21 protein-coding genes and 1 riboswitch are annotated in these 24,934 nt (G+C 48.8%); of the genes, 15 read left to right on the forward strand and 6 right to left on the reverse strand.

The genetic code is table 11. The features are described 5' to 3' along the window. Positions 1-297: 297 nt before the first annotated feature. The 4 genes from EGV91_RS00845 (at position 298) to EGV91_RS00860 (ending at position 4,368) form a co-directional block, all read left to right on the forward strand. Positions 298-1,653: a GH1 family beta-glucosidase gene (locus tag EGV91_RS00845; protein WP_135500283.1), complete on the forward strand. Its 1,356-nt coding sequence runs from the start codon at positions 298-300 to the stop codon at positions 1,651-1,653. Positions 1,654-1,986: 333 nt separating this feature from the next. Then, the gene (locus EGV91_RS00850; RefSeq protein ID WP_158290552.1) at positions 1,987-2,478 is read left to right on the forward strand and encodes a GNAT family N-acetyltransferase; all 492 of its coding nucleotides are present in this window, start codon (positions 1,987-1,989) and stop codon (positions 2,476-2,478) included. 66 nt (positions 2,479-2,544) lie between these two features. Next, positions 2,545-3,027, forward strand: coding sequence for a nucleoside deaminase (locus EGV91_RS00855; RefSeq protein ID WP_135500285.1), 483 nt, complete (start codon positions 2,545-2,547; stop codon positions 3,025-3,027). 147 nt (positions 3,028-3,174) lie between these two features. Continuing rightward, positions 3,175-4,368 (forward strand): DUF4317 domain-containing protein, encoded by a 1,194-nt coding sequence (locus EGV91_RS00860; RefSeq protein WP_135500286.1) that lies wholly within the window; start codon positions 3,175-3,177, stop codon positions 4,366-4,368. 68 nt (positions 4,369-4,436) lie between these two features. Here the strand turns inward: EGV91_RS00860 and EGV91_RS00865 are convergent, their stop codons facing one another. Beyond that, a complete protein-coding gene (locus EGV91_RS00865) occupies positions 4,437-5,405 on the reverse strand; it encodes a sugar phosphate isomerase/epimerase family protein (protein ID WP_135500287.1) in 969 nt (322 codons plus the stop codon). A 199-nt stretch (positions 5,406-5,604) separates the two neighbouring features. Between EGV91_RS00865 and EGV91_RS00870 the strand changes: the two genes are divergently transcribed. From EGV91_RS00870 to EGV91_RS00890, 5 genes are all read left to right on the forward strand, one after another. Then, the gene (locus EGV91_RS00870; protein WP_135500288.1) at positions 5,605-6,594 is read left to right on the forward strand and encodes a LacI family DNA-binding transcriptional regulator; all 990 of its coding nucleotides are present in this window, start codon (positions 5,605-5,607) and stop codon (positions 6,592-6,594) included. A 110-nt stretch (positions 6,595-6,704) separates the two neighbouring features. Next, positions 6,705-7,688: a substrate-binding domain-containing protein gene (locus EGV91_RS00875; RefSeq protein ID WP_135500289.1), complete on the forward strand. Its 984-nt coding sequence runs from the start codon at positions 6,705-6,707 to the stop codon at positions 7,686-7,688. A 63-nt stretch (positions 7,689-7,751) separates the two neighbouring features. Continuing rightward, positions 7,752-9,266, forward strand: a complete 1,515-nt coding sequence (locus EGV91_RS00880) for a sugar ABC transporter ATP-binding protein (RefSeq protein ID WP_135500290.1) — start codon at positions 7,752-7,754, stop codon at positions 9,264-9,266. After that, positions 9,259-10,233, forward strand: a complete 975-nt coding sequence (locus EGV91_RS00885) for an ABC transporter permease (protein ID WP_241666078.1) — start codon at positions 9,259-9,261, stop codon at positions 10,231-10,233. The genes EGV91_RS00880 and EGV91_RS00885 overlap by 8 nt, the downstream gene beginning before the upstream one ends. A gap of 11 nt (positions 10,234-10,244) precedes the next feature. Next, a complete protein-coding gene (locus EGV91_RS00890; protein WP_135500292.1) occupies positions 10,245-11,303 on the forward strand; it encodes a Gfo/Idh/MocA family protein in 1,059 nt (352 codons plus the stop codon). A gap of 71 nt (positions 11,304-11,374) precedes the next feature. Here the strand turns inward: EGV91_RS00890 and EGV91_RS00895 are convergent, their stop codons facing one another. Next, on the reverse strand, positions 11,375-11,944 hold the full coding sequence (locus EGV91_RS00895) for a YdeI/OmpD-associated family protein (protein WP_135500293.1): 570 nt from the start codon (positions 11,942-11,944) through the stop codon (positions 11,375-11,377). Between the two features lie 502 nt (positions 11,945-12,446). Here EGV91_RS00895 and katG point away from each other — a divergent pair. Then, positions 12,447-14,699, forward strand: a complete 2,253-nt coding sequence (gene katG / locus EGV91_RS00900) for a catalase/peroxidase HPI (protein ID WP_135500294.1) — start codon at positions 12,447-12,449, stop codon at positions 14,697-14,699. 209 nt (positions 14,700-14,908) lie between these two features. Here katG and EGV91_RS00905 read toward each other — a convergent pair whose 3' ends face one another. Then, a complete protein-coding gene (locus EGV91_RS00905; RefSeq protein ID WP_135500295.1) occupies positions 14,909-15,844 on the reverse strand; it encodes an NADP-dependent oxidoreductase in 936 nt (311 codons plus the stop codon). A gap of 303 nt (positions 15,845-16,147) precedes the next feature. Continuing rightward, positions 16,148-16,254: riboswitch (SAM riboswitch) on the forward strand. 114 nt (positions 16,255-16,368) lie between these two features. On the opposite strand from EGV91_RS00905, the gene EGV91_RS00910 reads away from it, so the two are divergent. The 5 genes from EGV91_RS00910 (at position 16,369) to EGV91_RS00930 (ending at position 21,446) form a co-directional block, all read left to right on the forward strand. Beyond that, complete coding sequence (locus EGV91_RS00910; protein ID WP_135500296.1) at positions 16,369-17,178, forward strand: transporter substrate-binding domain-containing protein; 810 nt, start codon at positions 16,369-16,371, stop codon at positions 17,176-17,178. Between the two features lie 21 nt (positions 17,179-17,199). Then, positions 17,200-17,922, forward strand: a complete 723-nt coding sequence (locus EGV91_RS00915) for an amino acid ABC transporter permease (RefSeq protein ID WP_135500297.1) — start codon at positions 17,200-17,202, stop codon at positions 17,920-17,922. After that, complete coding sequence (locus tag EGV91_RS00920) at positions 17,919-18,659, forward strand: amino acid ABC transporter ATP-binding protein (protein WP_135500298.1); 741 nt, start codon at positions 17,919-17,921, stop codon at positions 18,657-18,659. The genes EGV91_RS00915 and EGV91_RS00920 overlap by 4 nt, the downstream gene beginning before the upstream one ends. Positions 18,660-18,698: 39 nt before the next feature. Further along, on the forward strand, positions 18,699-19,637 hold the full coding sequence (mmuM, locus tag EGV91_RS00925) for a homocysteine S-methyltransferase (RefSeq protein WP_135500299.1): 939 nt from the start codon (positions 18,699-18,701) through the stop codon (positions 19,635-19,637). 264 nt (positions 19,638-19,901) lie between these two features. Continuing rightward, positions 19,902-21,446: a malate:quinone oxidoreductase gene (locus EGV91_RS00930; protein ID WP_135500300.1), complete on the forward strand. Its 1,545-nt coding sequence runs from the start codon at positions 19,902-19,904 to the stop codon at positions 21,444-21,446. Positions 21,447-21,597: 151 nt separating this feature from the next. Here the strand turns inward: EGV91_RS00930 and EGV91_RS00935 are convergent, their stop codons facing one another. The 3 genes from EGV91_RS00935 to EGV91_RS00945 all read right to left on the reverse strand — a co-directional run bounded on the left by EGV91_RS00935 (position 21,598) and on the right by EGV91_RS00945 (position 24,791). Then, on the reverse strand, positions 21,598-22,344 hold the full coding sequence (locus tag EGV91_RS00935) for an alpha/beta hydrolase (protein ID WP_135500301.1): 747 nt from the start codon (positions 22,342-22,344) through the stop codon (positions 21,598-21,600). 152 nt (positions 22,345-22,496) lie between these two features. Then, on the reverse strand, positions 22,497-23,042 hold the full coding sequence (locus EGV91_RS00940) for an ECF transporter S component (RefSeq protein WP_135500302.1): 546 nt from the start codon (positions 23,040-23,042) through the stop codon (positions 22,497-22,499). Between the two features lie 438 nt (positions 23,043-23,480). Continuing rightward, positions 23,481-24,791 carry a 2-hydroxycarboxylate transporter family protein gene (locus tag EGV91_RS00945; RefSeq protein WP_135500303.1) on the reverse strand — a complete coding sequence of 437 codons (1,311 nt, stop codon included), beginning with the start codon at positions 24,789-24,791 and terminating at the stop codon, positions 23,481-23,483. Between the last annotated feature and the right edge of the window lie 143 nt (positions 24,792-24,934).

The following is a 24,934-nucleotide window of genomic DNA, read 5'->3' on the forward strand; positions in this document are numbered from 1 at the left end:
CAAGAGTTGACCGAAGCCTGCGAGGGCAATTCTTTGCGACGAAGCGCATAGCGCTGCAGGAGCAGAGTTCTCTTGCAGGCGTCTCCTCGGTTTTACTCCATATCGAGAGATCTCTCAGCGGAGGCGCGTCCAGGGGCTAGGCGAAGCTATGAGACGAGTGCTCTTCTCGGCTCATGGCGAGAGCCATGCCCAAAGCGTCCGAAGCGAATATGAATATACTGCTTCTTTGCTCCAAATTAATATTAAGTAAAAAGTAACGAATTGATTCGTAAATTATGGTTAGTGGAGGTATGAGGAATGGCGATTATGGAATTTCCGAAGGATATGAAATGGGGAGCTGCAACGGCTGCTTATCAGATAGAAGGTGCTGCTTTCAAAGATGGCAAGGGCCCGTCAATTTGGGACACGTTTTCACATACACCGGGCAAGGTGTTGAATGGCGATAACGGGGATGTGGCGATCGATAGCTACCACCGCTATGAAGAAGACATTCAATTGATGAAAGAATTGGGCATTGATACATACCGTTTTTCGGTTTCATGGCCGCGCATTTTTCCAACGGGTACGGGTGAAGTGAATGAAAAAGGATTGAAGTTTTACCACGATTTCGTGGATGCGCTGCTGGCAAATGGCATTGAGCCGATGTGCACGCTATACCACTGGGATTTGCCGCAAGCGCTGCAGGATAAGGGCGGCTGGGCTAATCGGGCAACAGTCGATGCTTTTGCAGATTATGCAGAGCTGATGTTCAAGGAATTCGGCGGCAAAGTCAAAAGCTGGATTACGATCAATGAGCCTTGGTGCGTATCGTTCTTGTCGAACTTTATCGGCATCCATGCACCCGGCAATACGGATTTGCAGCTGGCAACGGATATTTCCCATCATGTCCTGCTGGCACACGGCAAGGCCGTCAGCCGGTTCCGGGCATTGAACATGGAAGGCGGCATCGGCTATGCGCCGAACGTGGAATGGCTGGAGCCTTTCAGCAACAAGCAAGAAGATGTGGATGCATGCAACCGGAGCATGGGCTTTTTGATGGACTGGTTTTTCGATCCGGTCTTTAAAGGCAGCTACCCTGCATTTATGGTGGAGTGGTTTGAGCAGAAAGGCGCTGTGTTGCATATTGAAGAAGGCGACATGGATATCATCAGCCAGCCGATCGACTTTTTGGGCATCAATTATTACACGGGCGGCGTCGGCCGATACAAAAAAGATGCAGATTTGTTCGATATGGAGCGCATTGACATCGGCTATGAAAAAACCGATTTCGATTGGTTCATCTACCCGGAAGGTTTCTACCGCGTATTGGCGAAAATCAAGGATAAATACGGCTCGGTTCCAATCTACATCACCGAAAACGGCGCTTGCTATAACGATGAAGTGGAAAATGGCAGAGTGCGCGACCAGCGCAGAATCGAATACTTGAAACAGCACCTGACTTCTTTGAAGCGCAGCATGGATTACGGCGTCAATATCAAAGGATACCTGACGTGGTCGCTACTGGACAATTTTGAATGGGCAGAAGGCTATGACAAGCGTTTCGGCATCATCCACGTTGATTTCAACACATTGGAACGGACGAAAAAAGATAGCTATTATTGGTATAAACAAACGATCAGCAATGGCTGGTTCGATATGAATTACAATAAATAAAGAGAACAACTGAACAAAGCTTTGCAGTGGTGCATCTCTTTGTCTGGTGAAGATCGATTTCTTCTTCTTTTTCAACAATTGGTATACTAAAGGAGCATCTAAAGCTTATTAAAGCGATGGATGCTCCTTTTTGTGCGTGTTCAGCATCGCTCTGAAATGCGGCAAGTGAATTTGGCACAGCAAGTTCGAGAGAGAAACGTCAATACCAGCCTACTAAATTGGCTCAACCATCCAAAGATGCCATAATATCAATAAATACTGTTCAAAAGGAAATTCAGACGATAAAGGTAGCTCAATAATCATTGGTGAATGAAGAGGGCGAGGGAAGAATCCATGATAAACGATGAAATGAAAGTAATCTTCGAATCCGAAAGATGCTACACAAGACGGTTTGCCGAAAGCGATCTGAATGATTTTATCTCCTACCGCAACAATCCAGAATGGATGAAATTTCAATTCTTTAAAGGCTTATCGCGGGAGGAATACGAAGAGATCCTTTTGAAGAAAGCGGCTGTGGACAGCGGCGCGCAGTTTGCGATCATCAGGAAAGATGATGAAGTGCTCATCGGGGATGTTTTCATTAAAAGAGAAGCTGACACTTTCTGGATTGGCTATACCGTCAGCCCATCCTTTAAAAGGCAGGGTTATGCCTATGAAATAACCCAGGCAATGATCCACTGGATACAGCAGCAAGGCGACTTTAAGATTATGGCCGGAGCGGCGCCGGAAAATATTGCGTCGGTTCAGCTGCTGGAGAAATTGGGGTTTGCGCAGGTGGATGAGGAAAATGGGGAATCCATTTTTTTATTGCATCAACGTGCATAAGGCTCCTTACACAGGACTCCATTGAACCACAAAAATCCAATGATAACTTTTTAAGGAGGGCTTAAAATGATCGGAGAAACGGATTTAAAGTATTTACAGCGTTGTGTGGAATTAGCGGAAATCGCTTTGGACAAAGGCGACGAGCCATTCGGGTCCGTGCTGGTATCAGCTGCCGGCGAAGTGCTGTTTGAAGACCATAACCATGTGGCGGGAGGTGACCATACGCAGCATCCCGAGTTTGCGATTGCGCGCTGGGCAGCAAATAACCTGTCACCGGAAGAGAGAAGCAAGGCGACGGTTTATACATCGGGCGAGCATTGCCCGATGTGTGCGGCGGCGCACGGCTGGGTTGGTCTTGGCCGGATTGTCTATGCCAGTTCGTCGGAGCAATTATCGGGATGGATGAGAGAATTGGGCGCACCGCCTGCGCGAGTCCGAAATCTGGCCATTGGAGATGTCCTCGTGGATGCAGAAGTGGCTGGCCCCGTGCCCGAACTGGCGGAGCAAGTGCATGAGCTTCATCGGCGATTGCACGCGGCAAAGCCTTAAACGGGCCACTTCGTTGTTTTCTGTATCGTGATGTCTGTTTCATCCGAAATCTTGTTATACTAAAAGGGCACCAAAAGCTGAATACAGCTTTGGATGCTCTTTTTTTGTGTGCACCACGGATTTTTAATCAGGGAGTTGGAATTATAAATGAACAATAAAGATATTGCAGATATTCGCAAACGGTTTAAGCTGGATACGGATTTATTGAAGATCGCTGAAATTTACAACGTCTACATCCAGAAGGAAAGCAGTGAAATCTTCCATGAAGAGGGCCGCTCGTTTTCGATGCTGGACCGCGAGCAGCAGGAGCTGTTCCTTGCCAATTTCAAGAAGGTGCTGGGCGGCAAAATGGACGTGAAGCTGTTTGAGGTGAAGTTCCAGCCGCAGGAAGAAGGGCAGGCGGACCATACGCAGCGGCTCTTGTATGAAGGACTGGAGGCAGAGGACGCAGCTGAATGGAAAACGAATATGCAGCGCATTGCTTTGAAAATGGTGGAAGAGAAACCGTATGAAAAAGACATGGTCATCACGTTTATCCGTGGGACTTATTTTAAAACGACCAAGCGCCAGGCCGATGAAACAGAAATCGATATGCGCGATGAGGTGTACACGACGCCGTTCATCCTTTGCAGCATGAACGAGACCGAGCTGCCGAAAAGTTCGTTGGTGTTTGATTTTGTGGAAAAAGAATTCAAGTCGAATGTGCTGGTCGACCCGGTCATTAAATTGGCTTCGCCTGTCGGAGGCTTCCTGTTCCCGAGTTTCACGGACAACGCCGCGGATATCCATCACATCGTCTATGCTTCGGGCAAAGCGAATAAACCGGATTTCCAATTTATCGAAAATGTCTTGAACGGCAATGAAATCATGACGGCCGAAGAAGATAAGGCCGTGTTTGAAGAAATCGTCAAAGCCGTCATCGGCGACGAAGTGAATTCGCGGACGCTCGCCGGCCTTTATGATGAAATCAACATCATGCTGGAAGTGGAAAAAGAAGCGGAGAAGGAAGATGTGGAAACGCCGGTTTTGGATACGGTGGAAGTGACGCGTGTGCTGAAGGCGAGCGGCGTGAAAGACGTCAGCATCGAAAAAGTGGAGCGGGCGTTCCAGCAGGTCGTTGAAGACCGGAGCTACGAAATGAAAGCGAGCCATGTCGTACCAAGCTATGCCTCAAAATCCATCAAAATCAGCACGAAAGTCGCGGAAATCAAGATCAGCCCGCAAGACTTACGTTACGTCAAAGAAGTCAATTACAACGGCAAGCGCTGCATTTTGATTGAAGTGGAAGAAGACACGATGATTGAAGGATTCAAGCTGCTTGCAGAAGAAGAGCTGGAATAGCAAAAAGAAATAAACCTCATTTAGCCCTGTTGCAGGGAGCTGAATGAGGTTTTTTGTTGGAAATGGAATCACGTCCACCATATCTCGCCAACCGATTCCTTCACCATCACCGGCTTCAAATTCTCCACCGCTTTGGTGAAGCCTTCGTTGATCGACATCAACCCGTCTTCGTGCTCGATGCTGACGACGTAATCGTAGCCGTAGAGGCGCAGCGTGCTGATGATGTCGGCCCAGGTTTTTTGATCATGGCCGAATCCGACCGTCCGGAAATACCAGGCGCGGTCTTTCATCTCGGAATAATCGGTCATGTCGGTCAAGCCGTTTCGGTTCGTATTGGCCTGGTCAATGATGGTGTCTTTGGCGTGGAAATGGTGGATTGCATTTTCACGGCCGAGAATTTTGATGGCTTCCACCGGATCGATGCCTTGCCACCACATATGGCTCGGGTCCAGATTGGCCCCGATAAATGGGCCGCATGCTTTGCGCAGCCGCAGCATCGTCGCCGGTGTGTGGACGGAAAACCCGCCATGCAGCTCCAAGCCGATTTTCACATTGAGCGATTCGGCCAAGCTGTTTTTATCTTTCCAGTAAGGAATCAGCTTTTCTTCCCATTGCCATTTGAGGACTTCCTGGAAATCGTGCGGCCACGCGGCGACGGGCCAATTCGGATAAAGCGCGTGCTCGTGGTCGCCCGGACAGCCCGAAAACGTGTTGACGACCGGCACGTTCAGTTTCGAGGCCAATTGCATCGTCTTGATGAGCAATTCATCCGCCGGGTCCGCAATTTGTTTTTGCGGATGAAGCGGATTGGCGTGGCAGCTGAGCGCGCTGATGATCAAGCCGGCATCTTCGATTTGCCGCAGGAACGCCTGCTGCTTTTCTTCGTCAGCCAGCAATTCGTCCAATTTGCAATGGGCGTCGCCCGGATAGCCGCCAGTGCCCAGTTCGATTGCTTCGATGCCTTTTGACGAGACATAGGCCAGCATGTCTTCAAAATTTCGATCGGAAAACAATACGGTAAAAACTCCCAGTTTCAATAAATTCCCTCCCATCTTAATTTCTGAATATACTGTCATGTAAACCATTACATTATTAACATATAGAAATAATGCGTTAAAATCAACGTATTTTGAATAAAAAAATACTTATTGACAGATAATTCTGATTAATTTATGATGAAAATGTAATCGATTACATTTTGAAACGAGCGTGTCGAGTCAGAAAGAAGGAAAGAATATGGCAAATATCCAACAAGTGGCTAAGCATGCAGGGGTTTCAGTGGCAACCGTGTCCCGCGTGCTCAATGGCCAAACAACAGTAACGGCAAAAACCAAGCAGAAAGTGGAGGAGGCGATCCAATACTTAAATTACGAACCGAGCATGCTGGGGCGGAATTTGCGGAATTCCGAAAGCCGCATTGTGCTGGTGTTGATCCCGACTATTTCCAATCCGTTTTATTTTGAGATCATCAAAGGGATTGAAAATATGGCATTAAGCCAGAATTACAGCATATTGCTGTGCGAAACGGATTCGAAGCCGGAAAAAGAGGAAATCTATTTCGACTTGCTGCGAAAAAAGATGGCGGATGGCATTATTTCGATGGATCCCGCTGTCAACGTCGAGACTTTGAAAGAACTGGCTGAAAACTACGCCATCATCCAATGCAGCGAATACGGCGGCGGCATGGATATCCCTTACGTCACGATCGACAGCGAAGAGGCTTCTTACCGTGCCGTTAAGCACTTGATCCAAATCGGCCATCAGAAAATCGCGCTGATGAATTCCGACGAGAAATTCCTCTACGCCCGCGAGCGGCGCATGGGATATGAACGCGCACTCCAGGAAAGCGGCATTCCGCTGAATAAAAACTATATCTCGTATACACAGGAGTTGGGCTTTGAACAAGGGCAATTGGCGATGAAAAAGATTCTCCATTTGGACGACCGCCCGACAGCGGTGTTTGCCGTCTCGGATTTATTGGCAATCGGGGCCTTGAAAGAAATCAAAGCAGCGGGGCTCCAGGTGCCGCAAGATATTGCCGTAGTCGGTTTCGATAAAATCGATTTCTCCAATATGACGAACCCGGCGCTGACGACAGTCGCCCAGCCGATGTACAAGATGGGGACCATCGCTGCGCGGATGCTGATCGACAAGATCCGCGGAAAAGCCGTGGACAGCGTCGTCTTGGGCTTTGAATTGGTCATACGGGAATCGACTACCGGATAAGGCGGCTGAGGCCGGCGCTCTATGATCAAATGGATTGATGATAGCGCGCTGGTCTTAGCGAAGAAAAAGATTGTGTGCAGGGATTTTAAAAACTTGAAGGGGTGGATAAAGTGAAGAAATTATGGCTCATTCTATTGTCTTTAATTACAGTTTTCGGTTTGGCAGCGTGCGGCAGCGATACTGAAAGCGGCGGCGAGACCGGGTCAACGGATGAAGGAGGAGACGAAAAAGTGACGATCGGCATTTCCCTTCCTTCGGCAACGCATGGCTGGATGGGGGCGTTGATTGACAGCGCTGAAAAACAGGCGATGGCTTTAAAAGAAAGCGATGGCATTGAATACGTCATGACCAATGCGGCAGACCCGAACAAACAAGCAAACGATGTCGATGATTTAATCGCGCAGGGCGTTGATGTCATTGTCATGCTGCCGATTGAATCTGCAGCTTTGACGCCGGTCGGCCAAAAGATAAAAGATGCCGGCATTCCGCTCGTCATCGTGGACCGGGAACTTGAAAACGATGCGGCCACGGTCGTCGTCAAAGGGGATAACGAAGGAATCGGCGTCAATGCCGGCAAATACTTCGTGGAGCAATTGAACGGCGAAGGGAAAATCGTTGAAATTTCGGGCCCTCCAAGCTCGGTGACCGAACAGCGCGGCGCTGGTTTTAAAGAGGCTGTAGAAGGGGCACCGGGGATGGAAATCATAGCCTCCCAAAGCGGCGACTTTTCAACTGAGAAATCATTGGAAGTCATGCAGAACATTTTGCAGGCAAACCCTGAAATCGATGCCGTCTTCACGCAAGACGATGGCATGGCATTAGGTGTCTTGCAGGCCATCAAAGAAGCGGGCCGCACGGATATCCAGTTTGTCACAGGTGCAGGCGGAGCCAAAGGCGTCTTTGAAGACATTCAAAACGACGGGCTGATGAAAGCGACATTCCTTTATTCGCCGACAATGGTGGAAGATGCGGTGACCATCGCGGCAGGCATCGCCCAGGGCGAAGATCCGGCTGAAGCGATGGTGGTAAAAGAAGCGACGCAAGTGACAAAAGAAAATGTCGAAGAATATTACGATCCGGAATCGAAATTTTAAACGGACTGCCAGGAAATGCGATGGTTTCATTGCATTTCCTCTTTTCCTATAGGGGGGTAAGACATGGAAATGCATCCTTTTGTGGCAATGAACGGAATTGAAAAATCTTTCAACGGCGTACCGGTTTTGAAAAAGGTGACGCTGGAAGTGGAACGAGGCGAAATCCATGCGCTGCTAGGCGAGAACGGGGCGGGAAAATCGACGCTGATGAATATTTTGGGCGGCGTCCACCAGCCGGACAGCGGACAGATTTTGATCGGCGGCGAGGAAATCAAATTGGCGAATCCGCACGTTTCGCAGGCACAAGGCATCAGCTTTATCCATCAGGAACTGAATATGGTCGGCGACCTGAGAGTCTATGAAAACATGTTTCTAGGTTCAGAAATTCGCACCAGATTCGGGTTTTTGAACGTGGAAGAGATGTGCCGCCAAACCCACGAAATTTTAGCGCAGCTGGGCGTTTCCATCGATCCGAAAGAATATGTGCGCAACCTGGCGACCTCTTACAAGCAATTGATCGAGATTTCAAAAGCCTTGCTGCATAAATCGCAGTTGATCATCATGGATGAACCGACAACGTCGCTTGCAGAACATGAAGTGAGCCGCCTTTTTATCTTGATGAAAAACTTGAAAAAGTCCGGCGTTTCCATCATCTACATTTCCCATAAATTAAAGGAAATCCAGGAGGTCTGCGACCGCTACACCGTTTTACGGGATGGCCAGCTGGTGAAGACGGATATCATGCAAAATGAGAACCTGGAAGTGATCACCAAGTTGATGGTCGGGAAATCCATTTCACAGGATCGGTACGTGCATGAACACGAGTTTGGCGAACTGGCATTGGAAGTGCAGGGGTTGACGAGCACGGGTTTATTCAAACACATCGACTTTACCGTCCGGCAAGGCGAAATCGTGGGCTTTACCGGGCTTGCGGGCGATGGGCGGACAGAGCTTTTCGAGAGTTTGTTCGGCTACCGGAAAAAATACACGGGCACCGTGAAAGTGAAAGGCAAACCTGTCCACATCACGCATCCGCGAAAAGCGCTGCAAGCGGGCATGGGCTATGTGCCGAAAGACCGCAAAGAAAATGCCATCATCAAAGACCTCAGTGTGATCCACAATATGAGTTTGTCGTCGATGGGGAATTTCGAGCGCATGGGGTTTATCCAAGACAAAAAAGAGCAGGAGCAATTCAATACGTATAAAAAAGCATTGAACATCAAAGTGCATAATCCGCGCATCACCATCGATAAATTAAGCGGCGGAAACCAGCAGAAAGTCATCATCGCGAAATGGCTCGAAGCGGAAACGGACATCCTGATTTTCGACAATCCGACGCAAGGAATCGATGTCGGCGCGAAACAGGAGATTTACCAGCAGATCCTGACGCTCGCGAAGCTCGGCAAAGCCATCATTATCCTGTCATCGGAAGCCCCGGAAGTGATGCGGATCTGCCATAGCATCCACGTCATGTACCATGGCGAAATCACGGCGCGCTTCACTGGCGACGAAGCGAGCGAAGAGGAAATCATGCACTACGCCACTGGAGCGAAAAGGGAGGGAGAGAAAATTGGCTAACATCGACACAAAAGAATACAGTCCGGAATCGCCGAGCGTGAAAAGTCGGCTGACCTGGCTCTGGTCGGAATACAGTGTCATTATCGCATTCGTCATTATCTACATCGGCGCTTCCGCAATGAACCCCCGATTTCTCGATATCAATAACCAATTGAACATCTTGATGCAGGTTTCGATCATCGGCATCATCGCACTCGGCATGACGGTCGTCATGCTGTCTGGTGGCATCGATTTATCGGTCGGCTCTGTCTTGGCGCTTGCCGGCGTGATTTCCGTGTTGGCATTGAATGCATCCGGCAGCATTTTGGTGGGCGTTTTCACAGCGCTCTTGGTCGGTTCATTCGCCGGATTCCTGAATGGCCTGATGGTCGCAAAAGGGCGGATCGCTTCGTTTATCGCCACGCTCGGGATGATGGCAGGCGCGCGGTCCATCGCACTTTACATCGCCGAAGGAGGCAGCGTCTCCGGTGAAGTCAGCGGCTTTACGGCAATCGCCAATAATAATTTATGGATCTTCGATTTTCCGGTCATCATTTTCTTCGTGATGGCGGTGCTGATTTATGTCTTGATGCATAAAACTCGCTTCGGCAGGTACGTCTATGCTCTGGGATCGAACGAAAAAGCGGCAATGCTGTCAGCGATCCGCGTGGACCGCATCAAAATCGGCGTGTATACTTTGATCGGCACGCTCGTCGGCATCGCGGCGGTCATTGAAACGTCGCGCCTGAATTCGATTTCGTCTTCCAGTTCAGGATCGCAATACGAACTCGACGCCATTGCGGCCGTCATCATCGGCGGCACGCGCATGACCGGCGGACGCGGAAAAATCATCGGCACGATTTTCGGCATCCTGATTTTGGGTATCCTGAATAATATGATGAACTTGATGAACGTTTCGCCCCATCTCCAAGGATTCGTCAAAGGCTTGATCATCATCATTGCAGTCGTGTTCCAAAAAAGAGAGTAGGAGGAAATCCGATGGGCATCAAAGTAGGCATTATCGGGTGCGGGTCCATCACCAAAATGCGCCACGCACCGGAATATTCAGCGAATCCATATGTCGATGAAATCGTCTTTTACGACCGCAACCTCGACCGTTCCGAAGCGATGGCGGCGATGTTCGGCGGCATGGTTGCAGAAAGTGTTGAGGAATTGTACGCCGATCCCGACATCGTCGCCATCAGCGATTGTTCGTCGAATGAGCACCACCATGTATTCTCCACCCAGGCATTATTGAGCGGAAAGCACGTGCTGTGCGAAAAACCGATTTCCCTGACAGTCGAATACGCCCAAGAAATTCTGGCCGCCCAAAAAACTTCCGGCAAAAAACTGATGGTCGACCACAACCAGCGTTTTACGCGTGCACACCAAAAAGCACGCGAAATCATTGCCAGCGGCGAGCTCGGTAAGGTGCTGACGTTCCGCACCGCATTCGGGCATTCAGGGCCGGAAGCCTGGGGCATCAATAAAACCAAGTCCACCTGGTTCTTCAAGAAAGAACGGTCCGGATTCGGCGTCGGCGGCGATCTCGGTATCCACAAAATCGATTTGCTGCATTATTTGCTCGACGATCAAATCGTCCAAGTCAGCGCGTTCCAAGGCGCGCTGCACAAAGTGGACGAGAACGGCGAAGCGATCGAAGTCTGCGACAATCTCGTGTGCAGCCTAGTGACCGAAAAAGGGCGCCTCGGAAATGCCGCCTTCTCCTGGACGTATTACGGAGAAGAAGACAATAGCACCATCGTCTATTGCGAAAAAGGCATCATGAAAATCTACCACGACGACGAATACCAGCTTCAAGTCATCATGCAATCCGGCGAAAAAATCAATTACCAGCTGGAAGCGATCCAAACCAACGACAACCAGACAAAAAGCGGCGTCATTGACGCATTTATCGACGCCATCCGCTTGGACCAGGAGCCGATTGTCACAGGCGAAGACGCCCTCCGCTCGCTGAAAGTCGTGATAGGCATCATGGAAGCCGCCGAAACCAAACGCGTCGTCACCATCGAAACAGAGTCGCTTCTTTATAAATGAACAAGACCCCGGCTGCCCGCCTTTTCTTAAAGCGGACAGCCGGGGTTCTGTTTGTGGAAAGGTCTCTTGTTTCAATAATCAATCAAACGGCCATTGTCATTCCATTGGCCATACATTTTATTTTCTCTTGTGTTTTTTATAAACTTATCCAGCCTTTTATTGAAAGTGGCAGCGTCATTTCTAGAACTTTGAATGGTATCAATTCGGATCCTCCGGTACAGTTCAGGAAATTTCAGGAAGTTCTCATATACGTGGCTATCTTCTTTCAGACGAATTTCAATATCCTTGTCGATCATAAAAGATTCAGGCCGCATATCGGGGAGAATGTTCATTCCTTCCTCTTTCATCATTCCCAATCGAACTAATCTACGTACGCGTTCTTTATTCAATTCCGTCCAATTGCTTGTTTTCTTTCGCGGCGAAAGCCTTTGAGCCAATTCATCAGCTGATATTTTCTTTGCAATGCCATCAATCCAACCAAAACACAAAGCTTCTTCCACCGCATCTAAATACTGAATGACACCTGGTCGTTCAGTTACACTTACGATTACCCAACAACATTTTTCGGTAGTTGAATTTTTCTCAAGCCAATCTCTTAATTCTTGCTTCGTCTTAACTTCGAGCAAATTCTCAATTTCCATTTTCGCTACATCCTTTCTACTGATGCACATTTGTGTTTAGTAGCATTTCTTTATAGTTTAAGGTCGTCAATGAAAGTCTGCGAGGACAATTTTTTGCAACGAAGTGAGCAGCACGTTTTTCTCTGCGGTTTTGCTCCGTATTTACAAAATATCAGATCAGAATAATTTTTTTTACTTCTCAAGAGCCTATCCAGCGAAGGCGCGGCTAAGGACTGGACGAAGCAATGAGACGGGTGTTCTTCCCGGCTCTTTGCGGGAGTCATGTCCAAAGCGTCCGAAGCGGAGTTCAAACAGTTACTTCTTTAATGTAAGCTATGAAGTTTTTTCATTAATCTCAAAAAAGAATAAATCCTTTCGCACATTTGCACCCTTATTGCTGTTCAGTCCATATCTACTTTAGTATAATTCTAATGTAAGAATTATAATCTGCCGTAGCAGTACCCAGCAGTAATGTTAAGGATAGAAGTTCACCATTTTCATTATCATTAGGAGGGTTTAACAGATGGAAAACAACGATCAAAAGCGTCACACAGCTGCATCCGATGCACAATGTCCGATCACGGGCGCAGGAGGCGGACAGCCAAGCGACCAAACAGGCGGGCACAGAGACAGTGCCATTACAACTTCGAACAAACCAGGCAAAACCCAAAATAAAGACTGGTGGCCGAATATGCTCAACGTGGGCATTCTGCATCAGCATGATAAGAAATCGAATCCGCTAGGTGAAGATTTTGATTACAAAGCAGAATTCGAGAAATTGGATTACGATGCATTGAAGCAAGATCTTCACGCTTTGATGACCGACAGCCAAGACTGGTGGCCAGCAGATTACGGCCATTACGGCGGCTTGTTCATCCGTATGTCATGGCATGCTGCAGGAACGTATCGGAACACGGACGGCCGCGGAGGCGGTTCGACCGGAAACCAGCGCTTTGCACCGCTTAACAGCTGGCCGGATAACGTAAACTTGGACAAAGCACGCCGTTTGCTGTGGCCGATTAAGCAAAAATACGGAAACAAGATTTCTTGGGCTGATTTACTTGTCTTGACGGGCAACGTGGCGCTGGAATCAATGGGCTTCAAAACCTTCGGATTCGCTGCAGGGCGCGAAGACATTTGGGCACCGGAAGAAGACGTGTATTGGGGCAATGAAAAAGAATGGTTAGCGGATAATCGTTATTCCGGGGACCGCGAATTGGAAAACCCGTTGGCAGCCGTACAAATGGGCTTGATTTACGTTAATCCGGAAGGTCCGAACGGCAAGCCGGATCCTCTTGGAAGTGCAGTCGATATCCGCGAGACATTCGCGCGCATGGGGATGAATGACGAAGAGACCGTTGCGTTGATCGCAGGCGGACATACTTTCGGCAAAGCCCACGGCGCAGGAGATCCTTCCAACGTTAGTGACGATCCAGAAGCAGCTGTCATGGAAAACCTAGGCCTCGGCTGGAAGAGCTCGTACGGTTCAGGAAAAGGCCGCGATACGATTTCAAGCGGTATCGAAGGTGCATGGACGGCCAACCCGACGCAATGGGATAACGGCTATTACGAGCAATTATTCGGCTACGAGTGGGAATTGACGAAATCTCCTGCAGGCGCTTACCAATGGACGGCAAAAGATCTGCCGGAAGACCATATGGCACCGGATGCAGAAGATGCGTCGATCAAAGTAAAAACGATGATGACAACGGCTGATATGGCGTTGCGCATGGATCCGGCTTATGAAAAAATTTCCCGCCGTTATTATGAAAACATGGAAGAATTCCAAGATGCCTTTGCCCGCGCATGGTTCAAGCTTCTCCACCGTGACATGGGACCAAAAGAGCGTTACTGGGGACCAGAAGTTCCATCCGAAGAATTGATCTGGCAAGATCCAGTACCGGAAGCACCAGGCACAGTAAAAGACAAGGAATTGGATGAGCTGAAAGTGAAGATCCTTGAAAGCGGACTGAACCCGCAGCAATTGGTCAAAACAGCTTGGGCTTCTGCCAGCACATTCCGTAATTCAGACAAGCGCGGCGGTGCCAACGGAGCACGCATCCGATTTGCTCCTCAACGCGAATGGGAAGTAAACGAGCCAGAAGAATTGGCGAAAGTTCTTGCCTTCTACGAGCAGTTGCAAGCAGAAACCGGCAACAAAATCAGCATCGCTGACTTGATCGTGCTCGGAGGAAACGCTGCAATTGAACAAGCGATAAAAGCAGCTGGCTTCGACCTTGCCGTTCCTTTCACGCAAGGCCGTGGAGATGCACTCGAAGAACAAACCGATGCAGAAAGCTTCAAAGTGCTGGAGCCGATTTCAGACGGTTTCAGAAATTACCAGAAGAAAGAATACGCAACAAGCCCAGAAGAAATGCTGCTTGATAAAGCGAGCTTGCTTGGCTTAACAGCTCCGGAAATGACTGTATTAGTCGGCGGCATGCGCGCATTCGGCGCCAATTACCAAGGAGCTACTGAAGGGATCCTGACCGACAAACTCGGCGTGCTGACAAATGATTTCTTCGTTAACTTATTGGATATGAACATCGAATGGACGCCAGCAGAGTTCAATAAATACGAAGGCAGATACCGCGGTACGGAAGAAGTTGTCCGCACAGCAACACGTTTCGACTTGGTATTCGGCTCAAACGCGATCCTGCGTGCCATCGCTGAAGTATACGCACAAGACGACAGCAAAGAAAAATTCGTTCGCGATTTCATCAAAGCTTGGAACAAAGTGATGAACGCAGACCGTTTTGATCTTGTAAACAAATAAGCAAAAATCCTGGCCAGGAGCATCACGCTGGCCAGGATTTTTTAATAGTACGGGGATATTGCCTACTCCTTATAGCAATAACCAAATCACAAAAAAGAGACAGAAGACAGCCTTTACTGCCATTCTGTCTCCCGTCGATTTAAAAGAGAATTTTCAGTGCCCTTTATGGAGAAGGGCGCTGTTTTTTTATATTTTGCAGAACAAAGGCGTTATTTAACTTTAATAACGATTTTTCCGCGAGCATGATGAGTTTCACTTAAAGCATGTGCAGCTTGAAGCGATTTTTCATTAAAATCAAAAGTTTCGCCAATCACTGCTTTTAATTTTCCGGCCTCATACAAATCAGCTAGCTTCTGCAGTTGTTCACCTTTTGGATCAAGCCATAAGAAACCTGCTTCAACCTCATACTTTTGCGCCTCTTCTTCATTTGGCGGTGCTGCAATCGAAACCAATTTGCCTTTTGGTTTTAGAACTTTATAGCTGTTGGACTGAACTTCTCCGCCCATTGAATCCAGAACAAAGTCATAATCATGCAGAATTTGGCTGAAATCTTCCGTTTTGTAATTAATCACTTGGTCTGCACCCAAGGATTTTACAAACTCTTCATTTTCTTCACTTGCTGTCGTTGTGACATAAGCACCGAGTGATTTAGCGATCTGAATCGCAAAGGTTCCAACTCCGCCAGCTCCTGCATGAATAAGAACCTTGTCATCTTTCTTTACGCCTGCAAAGTCTACCAGGCATTGCCACGCAGTGAGCCCTGCCAGGGGAATAGCCGCAGCTTCCTCGAAACTCATTGAAGCGGGCATTTTAGCGAGCAAGTTTTCATCCACTGGTGCATATTCAGCGTAAGTTCCCTGTCTTGTTGTGGCTGGCCGTGTAAAGACGCGCTCACCTACTTCAAAGTTCGTTACGTTGCTTCCTTTTTCCACAATAATTCCTGCAGCATCCCAACCGAGGATAATCGGAAATTCAAATGGCAGCATATCGGTTAAATACCCTGCACGAACTTTCCAATCGATCGGGTTAATGGAGGTTGCATGAATCTCCAATAACACTTGATTTTCTTGAATTGAAGGTTGGTCTACTTCTCTTTCTTGTAACACATCTTTATCTCCATATTGGTCAATGACAATTGCTTTCAAGTGATAACCTCCCTGTGTTTTAGCTGGAACTGTTCATAATCCGTTTTCCCATGAAAAGACAGGTTAACAGAAATGTTTGGCTCCAGTTGATTAGTAGAAGAGTAACAAAAATAGAAAAGCGGCGTCAATATTCCTGATTCCTGAGCGCCATTAAAGAGGTGGACAGGCCTTTCAAAATATGATTATGAATCAAAAATCTCGAATTTTTATAGAAAAATTAGTGTAAATTCAAAATAAATGAAAAATGTGTTTGACAGGAGAGCCAATGTCAAATACTATCGTTAATATGTAAAAAAACTAAATAACTTATCAAGAGAGACTGAGGGACAGGCCCTGTGAAGTCCAGCAACCATCATTTTTATGAGAGGTGCTAATTCCTGCAGGGTGTTTTTCATTCTGAGAGATAAGAAATGGGTCGAGCCTCTTTCCTATTTGAAAGAGGCTTTTTTGCATCTAAAAATAGGGAGATCACACGGGCGTTCCGCAAGAGCAACACTACTTAGACAAAGAAAAGGGGCTTGAACATGAAAAGAAATCATTATTTATTCGTATCATTGTTTTTATTAGCAGCAGGCACACTCGGCGGCTGTTCATCGAAGGAAGCGACAAGTGCAACGGGCGACCAAGTGATTTTGGTGGGGACGCAGAATGATTACCCGCCGTTCGCCTTTGCGGACGACAACAACGAATTGACCGGATACGACATCGAAGTGGTCAAAGCGATTGATGAAAAATTGGATGGCTACGAATTCGAGTTTGTCGCCGTGCCGTGGGACAGTATGTTTCTTGCCTTGGAGTCCAATAAAATCCAGGCAATCGCCGACCAGGTAGCGAAGACGCCTGAACGCCAGGCAAAATACTTATTCACTGACGAGTCTTATTTTGCCGCTGAAACGGTCATTGCCGTGAAATCCGGAAGAGAAGACATCCAAACGGTCGAAGATCTGGAAGGCAAGGCGGTCGGCGCATTAGCGGGCGATTCGTATACGCTGCTGCTGGAGGAATACAACGAAACAGCGAAAACCCCGATCGATTTGAAATACAGCGAAAGCGGCAACCCTTCGGAAATTCTGCAGGATGTCCAAAATGGCCGTGTGGATGCTTATGTCAATGATCCGATTATGATCGATGCGGTGTTGGAAAAGAACGATTTGGGCGTCGAGATCGTGGGCCAGCCCTTGGTCAATGACGACATGGGCATTGTCTTGAAAAATGGCGAACAGGGCGAAGAGTTGAAAGCATTGGTAGACCCGATCCTGGAGCAGCTGAAACAGGACGGCACCTTAGCAAAACTATCGAACAAATGGACTGGCGGAGAATATATTCCTGAATAGGTTCGTGGAAGGAAAGAGAAAATGGAGAATTTACTGGATCTGAATTTTTTAATCGAAAGTTTTCCTGCCATTGTTTCCCGGCTGCCCATTACGATCGGGATAGCGGTCGGCTCCTTGGTTTTGAGTTTGTTTATCGGCGTGTTTACGGCATTGATCAAAATATACAAAGTTCCGGTATTAAGCGTAATTTCATCGATATACGTTTCGTTTATCAGGGGAACGCCTTTGCTCGTTCAAATCTACCTCGTGTTTTACGGCATACCGAAAATCATTTACTTTTTGCAGATCGAATACGGCTGGCTGCAATCGGCAGACGTCAATAGCATAGCGCCTGAAGTCTATGCGCTGCTTGCATTTTCCGTCAACCTCGGTGCGTATTTATCCGAAACGATCCGGTCCGCCATCGAATCGGTAGACCGCGGCCAATTTGAAGCCGCGAAAGCGATCGGCATGAGCCCGACGGCAATGATGCTGAAAATCATTTTCCCGCAAGCGCTGGCCGTCGCGATACCGAACCTCGGGAATATGTTCATCAGCACGATCAAGGACACGTCGCTTGTGTTCATCATCGGCGTCGTGGACATCATGGGGCAAGCCAAAATTCTCGGTTCACGCGGCTTGGCATTTTTTGAAGTGTATATTGCGGTATCCATTGTCTACTGGATTCTTTGCATCATCGTGGAGCGGGTGCTCGTGAAAATAGAGAAGCGGGCGCGCAGATATGAAAGAGGGATTGCGGCATGATCAAGTTAGAAAACATCCACAAATACTACGACAGCCAGCACGTCCTGAAAGGGATCAACCTCGAGGTCTCCAAAGGCGAAATTGTTTCGATTTTGGGGCCAAGCGGATCAGGGAAATCGACGCTGCTGCGCTGCATCAATTTCCTGGAACAGCCGACGAGCGGAATCGTGGAAATCGGCGGCAAAAGAGTGGACGTTGAATCCGCAAGCAAGGCAGATGTTTTCGCATTGCGGACGTCTACCGGTATGGTTTTTCAGCAATATAATTTATTTAAAAATTTGACCGTGCTGGACAATGTCATGATCGGGCTTACGAGCGTCAAACAATTGAAGAAGGACGAAGCAAAGAAGAAGAGCCTCGACATCCTCGAACGGGTCGGATTGACGAACCGGCTTAACCATTACCCGGCGCAATTATCGGGGGGCCAGCAGCAGCGAGTCGGGATTGCCCGCGCGCTTGCGCTGAATCCGGAAGTTTTATTGTTCGATGAACCGACATCTTCACTTGACCCGGAGCTGGTTGATGAAGTGTTGGCCACGATCAGAAGCGTAGCAGCGACTGGGAAGACAATGTTCATCGTGACCCATGAGCTCCAGTTCGCCCGTGAAATCTCGGACCGCGTCATTTTCATGGAAGACGGCGTGATTGTCGAAGAAGGAACGCCCGAACAGCTTTTCACGCAGCCGAAAGCGGAAAGAACAAAGCAGTTTTTAAGTAAAGCAAGCCGGAATAAATAAAAAGAATCAACGACTTTGAATACGGGAGGATGTTTTGGAATGAACCCGATCGAACAAATTTTGAAAAGCTTTCCTATCGTCATACTTGACGGGGCAATGGCGACGGAGCTTGAAAATTACGGCTGTAATTTAAACGACCGTTTATGGTCAGCGAAAGTATTGATGGAAAATCCGGAATTGATCAAGAAAGTCCACCTCGATTATTTCCAAGCCGGCGCGGATTGCGCGATTACGGCGAGTTACCAGGCAACGATCGAAGGCTATAAAGAAAAAGGGCTGACGGCGGAAGAGGCGGCGGACTTGATCACAAAATCGGTGAGACTGGCACAAGAAGCGCGCGATGAATTTTGGGTGGAGCTGGACGGCCAATCGGTCCGGCCGAAACCGCTGGTGGCCGCATCCGTCGGTCCCTATGGTGCATTTCTTTCGGATGGCTCTGAATACCGCGGTGATTACGGCGTAGGCAAAGAGGAGTTGAAGGAATTTCACAGAAGCCGAATCGAGCTGCTGGTTGAAGCGGGTGCGGATATTTTAGCGTGCGAGACGATTCCTTCGTTGCTGGAGGCGCAAGCGATTGTGGAAGTGCTGACGGAATTTCCGGGCGTCTACGCGTGGATTTCTTTCAGCGCGAAAGACGCCCTCCACATCAGCAACGGGGAAACGGCTGCGGAATGCGCCAGATACTTGGATGGCCAGGAGCAGGTGGCTGCAATCGGCATCAATTGCACCGCGCCTGGGTTTGTCGAGTCGTTGATCAAGGAAATCGCACGCGAGACAGCGAAGCCTATCATCGTTTATCCGAATTCCGGGGAAGCCTACGATCCTGCGAGCAAGACGTGGGACGGAGAGGCGCTTGAACAGCGCTACAGCTCCCTTAGCCAAGTTTGGCATAAAGCGGGAGCAACTGTCATTGGCGGCTGTTGCAGGACCTCTCCGCAAGATATCGAAGGCATTGCGGCGTGGGTGCGCAATTCATAGGTTGAAAAAAGAAAAGGAAGGTTCTTAAGCGCCAGGTTATGTGCGTATAAGGACCTTTCTTTTATTGGATTTAACGGAGAGGCCGATAAAGCTTTCCGCTTTATAACGCGCTTTAAATAGTTTATAATTGGAAGTTGGTAGCAGATATTTAATGTAAATCGCCAATATGGATTATGATAAACTTATAAAAAAAGGCAGAAGAGCTGTACAGCTCGGCAAGGCGTACATCTTGATCTGCAAATATACGGGATAAGGAAGGGTATAATGAGCAACCGACATGAAAAAACAGATGTTATCTTAATTGGTGCGGGAGTCATGAGCGCAACTTTGGGCGCAATGCTTAAAGAAGTGGCACCGGAATGGGAAATCAAAGTGTTTGAGAAGCTCGAAAAAGCGGGGGCGGAAAGCTCCAACGAGTGGAATAATGCGGGTACGGGGCATGCGGCGCTGTGCGAGCTTAACTATACACCCGAAAAACCGGATGGCTCTGTGGAAATCAGCAAAGCGATCAAAATCAACGAGCAATTCCAGCTTTCTAGACAGTTCTGGTCCTACTTGGTAGAAAATAAGCGGATCAGCAACCCGCAGGACTTCATCATGCCGATTCCACATATGAGCATGGTGCAGGGGGAAAAAGACGTGCGTTTCTTGGAGAAGCGTTTTGAAGCGCTGTCCACGAACCCGCTGTTCAAAGGCATGGAATACTCGGCCGACCCTGAAAAACTGAAGCAATGGATTCCGTTGATCATGGAAGGGCGCACATCGAACGAACCGATTGCTGCAACCAAAATCGACTCCGGAACAGACGTCAATTTCGGCGCGCTGACGGAAATGCTGTTTGACCACCTGCAGCAAAAAAATGTCGAGATCAATTACAATCACAGCGTCAAAGACATCAAACGCACGAGCGAAGGCCTTTGGGAAGTCAAAGTCCAGAACCTGGCGGACAATAAAATCGAGTACCACACAGCGAAATTCATCTTTATCGGCGGCGGCGGCGGAAGCTTGCCATTGCTGCAAAAAACCGGAATTCCGGAATCCCGGCACATCGGGGGATTCCCTGTCAGCGGACTGTTCCTGGTCTGCACGAACCCGGAAATCGTCGAACAGCACCACGCAAAAGTCTACGGCAAAGCGAAAGTCGGCGCACCGCCGATGTCCGTGCCGCATTTGGACACGCGCTTTATCGACAACAAGAAATCCTTGCTGTTCGGGCCATTTGCCGGCTTCTCGCCGAAGTTCCTGAAAACAGGTTCGAACATGGACTTGATCGGGTCGGTTAAACCGAACAACGTCTTCACGATGCTTGCAGCAGGGGCGAAAGAAATGTCATTGACGAAATACCTTGTCCAGCAAGTCATGCTGTCGAACGAAAAACGCGTCGAAGAACTGCGCGAATTCATCCCGACGGCGAAGCTTGAAGACTGGGATGTCGTCGTGGCAGGCCAGCGTGTTCAGGTTATCAAAGACACCGAAGCGGGCGGCAAAGGCACGCTGCAATTCGGCACCGAGATCGTCAGCGCCGCTGACGGTTCGATCGCTGCATTGCTCGGCGCTTCTCCAGGCGCTTCGACGGCTGTCCACGCCATGCTTGAGATCTTCGACAAATGCTTCCCTGAACACAAACAGGAATGGGAGCCGAAGATCAAAGAAATGATTCCTTCATACGGCACAGCACTTGCTGAAAACCCGGCGCTGTTCGAAGAAATCCACGCGGCTACGGCGAAATCGCTTGGCTTGAACGAAACGAACGTCACTGCGTCTCCAGTTTCCGGTGCACAAGCGGCATTGGTCAACGAAAAAGCGTAAGTGTTCCAATAAATTCATTGCAACTCATATAAGGCTGTCTGACCTCCAAACTCATGGAGGCCAGGCAGCTTTTTTTGGCTTTTCATTCCATGCAAAACCACCTCCGATTTCGGCACCGATTCGAAGGTGGCCTAAGGCAGTTGAATGGCTCTTATTCGTGTTTTTTAAAAAATGCCAGCGTCTCCTCGATAATGCGCTGCTGGTCGTTATCGAGTGTCGCAACGTGGTAGCTGTCTGGCATCTCGATGATGTTTTTTTCTGCAGAAGCAATCCCTTCATAGATCATCTGCGCGTTATTGGGCGGGACCACATGATCTTCTGGCGACACGAAAATCAGCGCCGGGCATTGAACCTTCGGCAAGTCTTCGCGCACGATGTCCATGAACACCAGGATCTGCTTGACCGAGGCAACCGGCGTCTTATCATAAGCCAATTCCACGATTCCCGCTTTTTTGATGTCTGAGCCGATGGCGTCGAGGAAACGAACATCTTCCTGCATTTCGTGGACCGCGTTCATCGCAGGCACGTCCACTGCCGCATTGATCAAGGAAATGGCGCGAATATCCGGATGCTGCTGCGCCATGTAAAGCGCGAGCGTGCCGCCCATCGACAAACCGGCCATGAAAATGGTATCGCATCTTTCGGCTAGCCATGCGTAAGCCTGTTCAATCGAGGCGATCCAATCCTGATAAGTCGTGCCTTCCATCTCTTCGTGATGTGTCCCGTGCCCTTGCAGACGCGGGACCGTAACCGTATAACCTTCCCGGGCGAAAGCCTCGCCAAGCGGCCGCATGCTTTGCACCGTTCCTGTAAAGCCATGTGAAACGAGTACTCCTGTGCGACTGCCTTCCACTGTATACGGTTCTGCGCCGCTTAACACGTCAAAATCTCTTGCCATTGTCCATCCTCCTTTTGCTTGATGCTAGTTACTTCGTTGCGGGTTTCACGAATCCCTTTTCACCTATACCAATGGGTGTTTTTGGAGAGGAAAGAAATTCAGGGCAAAAAGAAAACGCCAGGATGGAAAATCCAGACGCTTTTCAGGTGTTCTTATGATTTGAAGAATGGCGTTTTTTTCAATGCGATCGCCACTGGAATCGCGACCAAAAGACCCACGACGTTTTGTACGATATTGCCCGGAATCGAAGCGGCTGGCACGACGAAATTACCGTAGATGATTGCTTCACCGACATAATAGACAGCCAGCATAACCGGAATCGAGGCGATTGCCGCCAAGATGTTGAAACGGACGCTGTTGCCGGCGCGGCCATTCGACCAGGCAATTTTGCCGACCAGGTAGCCCTGCAAACCACGCGCGACGATGGTGATCGGCGCCCAAAGCGTCCAACCGGATACCAAATCGAACAAGCCCATGCCGACGGCGCCTGCAATCGCCGCTTTTTTAGGCCCGAAAACGAGGGCGATGATGAAGAGCATCGCTGTTCCGAGGTGGACCAAGCCACCATTCGCCGTGATCGGCAATTTGATGTTCAATAATAATGTAGCTACGAAGACGAGAGCAATGGACATTGATGTCAAAATGAGATTGAATGTGCGCTTATTGGAATAAGACGCTACAGGAGCTGTTTTTTGCATAGCCATAACCTTCCTTTTCTTAAAAGGCTGGGGAACCGCATGACGCTGGTGTTCCGCTGCTTTTTGTTTTAAATTTACTGCTAACATTAGCAGAGGTCTGGCGTAGTGGAAAGTATCAATTTGCGATAAAGTTTAGGGGTCAGTTTGATATGAACGTGCAGAAACAGAAAAAGATTGAAGGAGGCGGCAGCGATATTTATTGACACAGCCGACGCCATGCCTTATTGTTAAAGACGCGATGAGCTCGTTTACGTAAGACGGACAAATACTCCTTTTAGGAACACGTTGTGAACCGTGATTTGGACGCCGTAAAGCAGCACCTTACTTCCGAGTAGGGTGCTTTTTCTATTCTTTGGATAAAAAAAGCCAGAATCTGCAGCATAATCGCTGTCGATCCTGGCTTTATGTGTTTTCTGTTTTCGAGCTGTTTATTTTACCTTAGATGAAGAACGGGATGAACAAGCTGGCCAATAGCAAGATCAGCGCGCCGCCAAGGCGGGATGAAATCTGCGCAAAAGGCATCAATTCCATTCTTCTGGCAGCGGACAACACGGCGACATCGCCGGTCCCGCCCATATTCGCCATGCACAGCCCCGCAGTGATGGCGGCTTCGATCGGGTAAAAGCCCATGAACTTACCGATGATGCCCGCACCAGCGACAGCACCTAAGATGACAGCAAGAACGATCAATACGTATTGGACGCTCAAGGCATTCAGTACGGCGGCCAAATCCGTGTATGCCACTCCAATACCGACCAGCAGCGCGTAAGTCCAGTTGCGGGCGACAAATTCGTACCACTGGCTGGCGCCTTCAATGATAATGTCCGGCATCACATTGGCCACTTTAAAGCCGGCAACCAGGATGATCATGATGGCGTAGGGGTGAAGCGGGATGAAATCGCCCAGCACATTGCCCAAGATGTAAAACGAGATGGCGGCAATGACACCGATGCCCATTTTTGATAAATCGTATTCGGGTGCTTCTTTTTTCTCGTAATGGAAACCTCTGATCAATTGCCCATTCCCCGTCAGTGAAGGGAATTTATTGCCGACAATATTCAAGACGCTTGCCAGGATGATGGCGAATACGTTGCCGAGTGCCAGTGCTGGCACAAGAATCGATAAATAATAGCCCGGTTCGTTGCCGAGCATTTCCGAATACACTTGCGACATCGGAACAGCGCCTGCCCCCATTCCGCCGCCCATGATCGGCATCGCGATAACCAGAACAGCATCCTGCAGGCTGAAGCCGAGGAGCTGGCCGGCAAGGGCCGCAAACAACACGGCACCGATAACAGCCGCGAGCAGCGGCAATGCATAGCGCAATCCGGCTTTCACCAGGATTTTCGATTCCATGCCGAGGATGCTGCCGGTGATCAGTGCAGCGATGTAAAAGTTCAGGAAATCACTGTCTTTCATGAAATCGGAAATCAGCGTGACGGTCGTCTCGGGCATAAGGCCGCTGTATACCATATAGGCCGATCCGAAAATCGCCACAATCGCGCCGCCGCCGAGGAATGTCCGGACAATCGGCGTGTGGTCGCCTAGCCAGCCAAGCAGTTCGCCAAGCACCATCATGATCAGCAATCCGCCAATCATGCCAGCCGGCAAGTTATCCGTGTACATCGCAAAAATCGCGACAACGGCAAAGATGGCAAACCATAAAATCGGGATATTGAATATGGAAAATCTTCGTCTGCTTTTTTTGATCGGCGTCTCCACCGGTATCGGTTGTTTCGTATCGTCCATGTTCGACCCCTCCATTCGCTTTATCGGGCATGTACTTTCTGCATCGCGGAAAGTAAACGCTTTCAATGTAGTGGTTTCAGTATAGAAAACTTTTGGAAAGGGCAAAGGGTTATGGAATTATTGGTTTTATTGTAATTAAAAAA

Origin of the sequence: Planococcus koreensis (genome assembly GCF_004761975.1) — a bacterium.
GTDB lineage: Bacteria > Bacillota > Bacilli > Bacillales_A > Planococcaceae > Planococcus > Planococcus koreensis.

Excerpts from the sequence above, each read along its gene's own strand:
- EGV91_RS00845 (WP_135500283.1), top strand. The coding sequence starts at position 298 with ATGGCGATTATGGAATTTCCGAAGGATATGAAATGGGGAGCTGCAACG.
- EGV91_RS00850 (WP_158290552.1), top strand. The coding sequence starts at position 1,987 with ATGATAAACGATGAAATGAAAGTAATCTTCGAATCCGAAAGATGCTAC.
- EGV91_RS00855 (WP_135500285.1), top strand. The coding sequence starts at position 2,545 with ATGATCGGAGAAACGGATTTAAAGTATTTACAGCGTTGTGTGGAATTA.
- EGV91_RS00860 (WP_135500286.1), top strand. The coding sequence starts at position 3,175 with ATGAACAATAAAGATATTGCAGATATTCGCAAACGGTTTAAGCTGGAT.
- EGV91_RS00870 (WP_135500288.1), top strand. The coding sequence starts at position 5,605 with ATGGCAAATATCCAACAAGTGGCTAAGCATGCAGGGGTTTCAGTGGCA.
- EGV91_RS00880 (WP_135500290.1), top strand. The coding sequence starts at position 7,752 with ATGGAAATGCATCCTTTTGTGGCAATGAACGGAATTGAAAAATCTTTC.
- EGV91_RS00890 (WP_135500292.1), top strand. The coding sequence starts at position 10,245 with ATGGGCATCAAAGTAGGCATTATCGGGTGCGGGTCCATCACCAAAATG.
- EGV91_RS00895 (WP_135500293.1), bottom strand. The coding sequence starts at position 11,944 with ATGGAAATTGAGAATTTGCTCGAAGTTAAGACGAAGCAAGAATTAAGA.
- katG (WP_135500294.1), top strand. The coding sequence starts at position 12,447 with ATGGAAAACAACGATCAAAAGCGTCACACAGCTGCATCCGATGCACAA.
- EGV91_RS00910 (WP_135500296.1), top strand. The coding sequence starts at position 16,369 with ATGAAAAGAAATCATTATTTATTCGTATCATTGTTTTTATTAGCAGCA.
- EGV91_RS00915 (WP_135500297.1), top strand. The coding sequence starts at position 17,200 with ATGGAGAATTTACTGGATCTGAATTTTTTAATCGAAAGTTTTCCTGCC.
- EGV91_RS00920 (WP_135500298.1), top strand. The coding sequence starts at position 17,919 with ATGATCAAGTTAGAAAACATCCACAAATACTACGACAGCCAGCACGTC.
- mmuM (WP_135500299.1), top strand. The coding sequence starts at position 18,699 with ATGAACCCGATCGAACAAATTTTGAAAAGCTTTCCTATCGTCATACTT.
- EGV91_RS00930 (WP_135500300.1), top strand. The coding sequence starts at position 19,902 with ATGAGCAACCGACATGAAAAAACAGATGTTATCTTAATTGGTGCGGGA.
- EGV91_RS00935 (WP_135500301.1), bottom strand. The coding sequence starts at position 22,344 with ATGGCAAGAGATTTTGACGTGTTAAGCGGCGCAGAACCGTATACAGTG.
- EGV91_RS00940 (WP_135500302.1), bottom strand. The coding sequence starts at position 23,042 with ATGCAAAAAACAGCTCCTGTAGCGTCTTATTCCAATAAGCGCACATTC.
- EGV91_RS00945 (WP_135500303.1), bottom strand. The coding sequence starts at position 24,791 with ATGGACGATACGAAACAACCGATACCGGTGGAGACGCCGATCAAAAAA.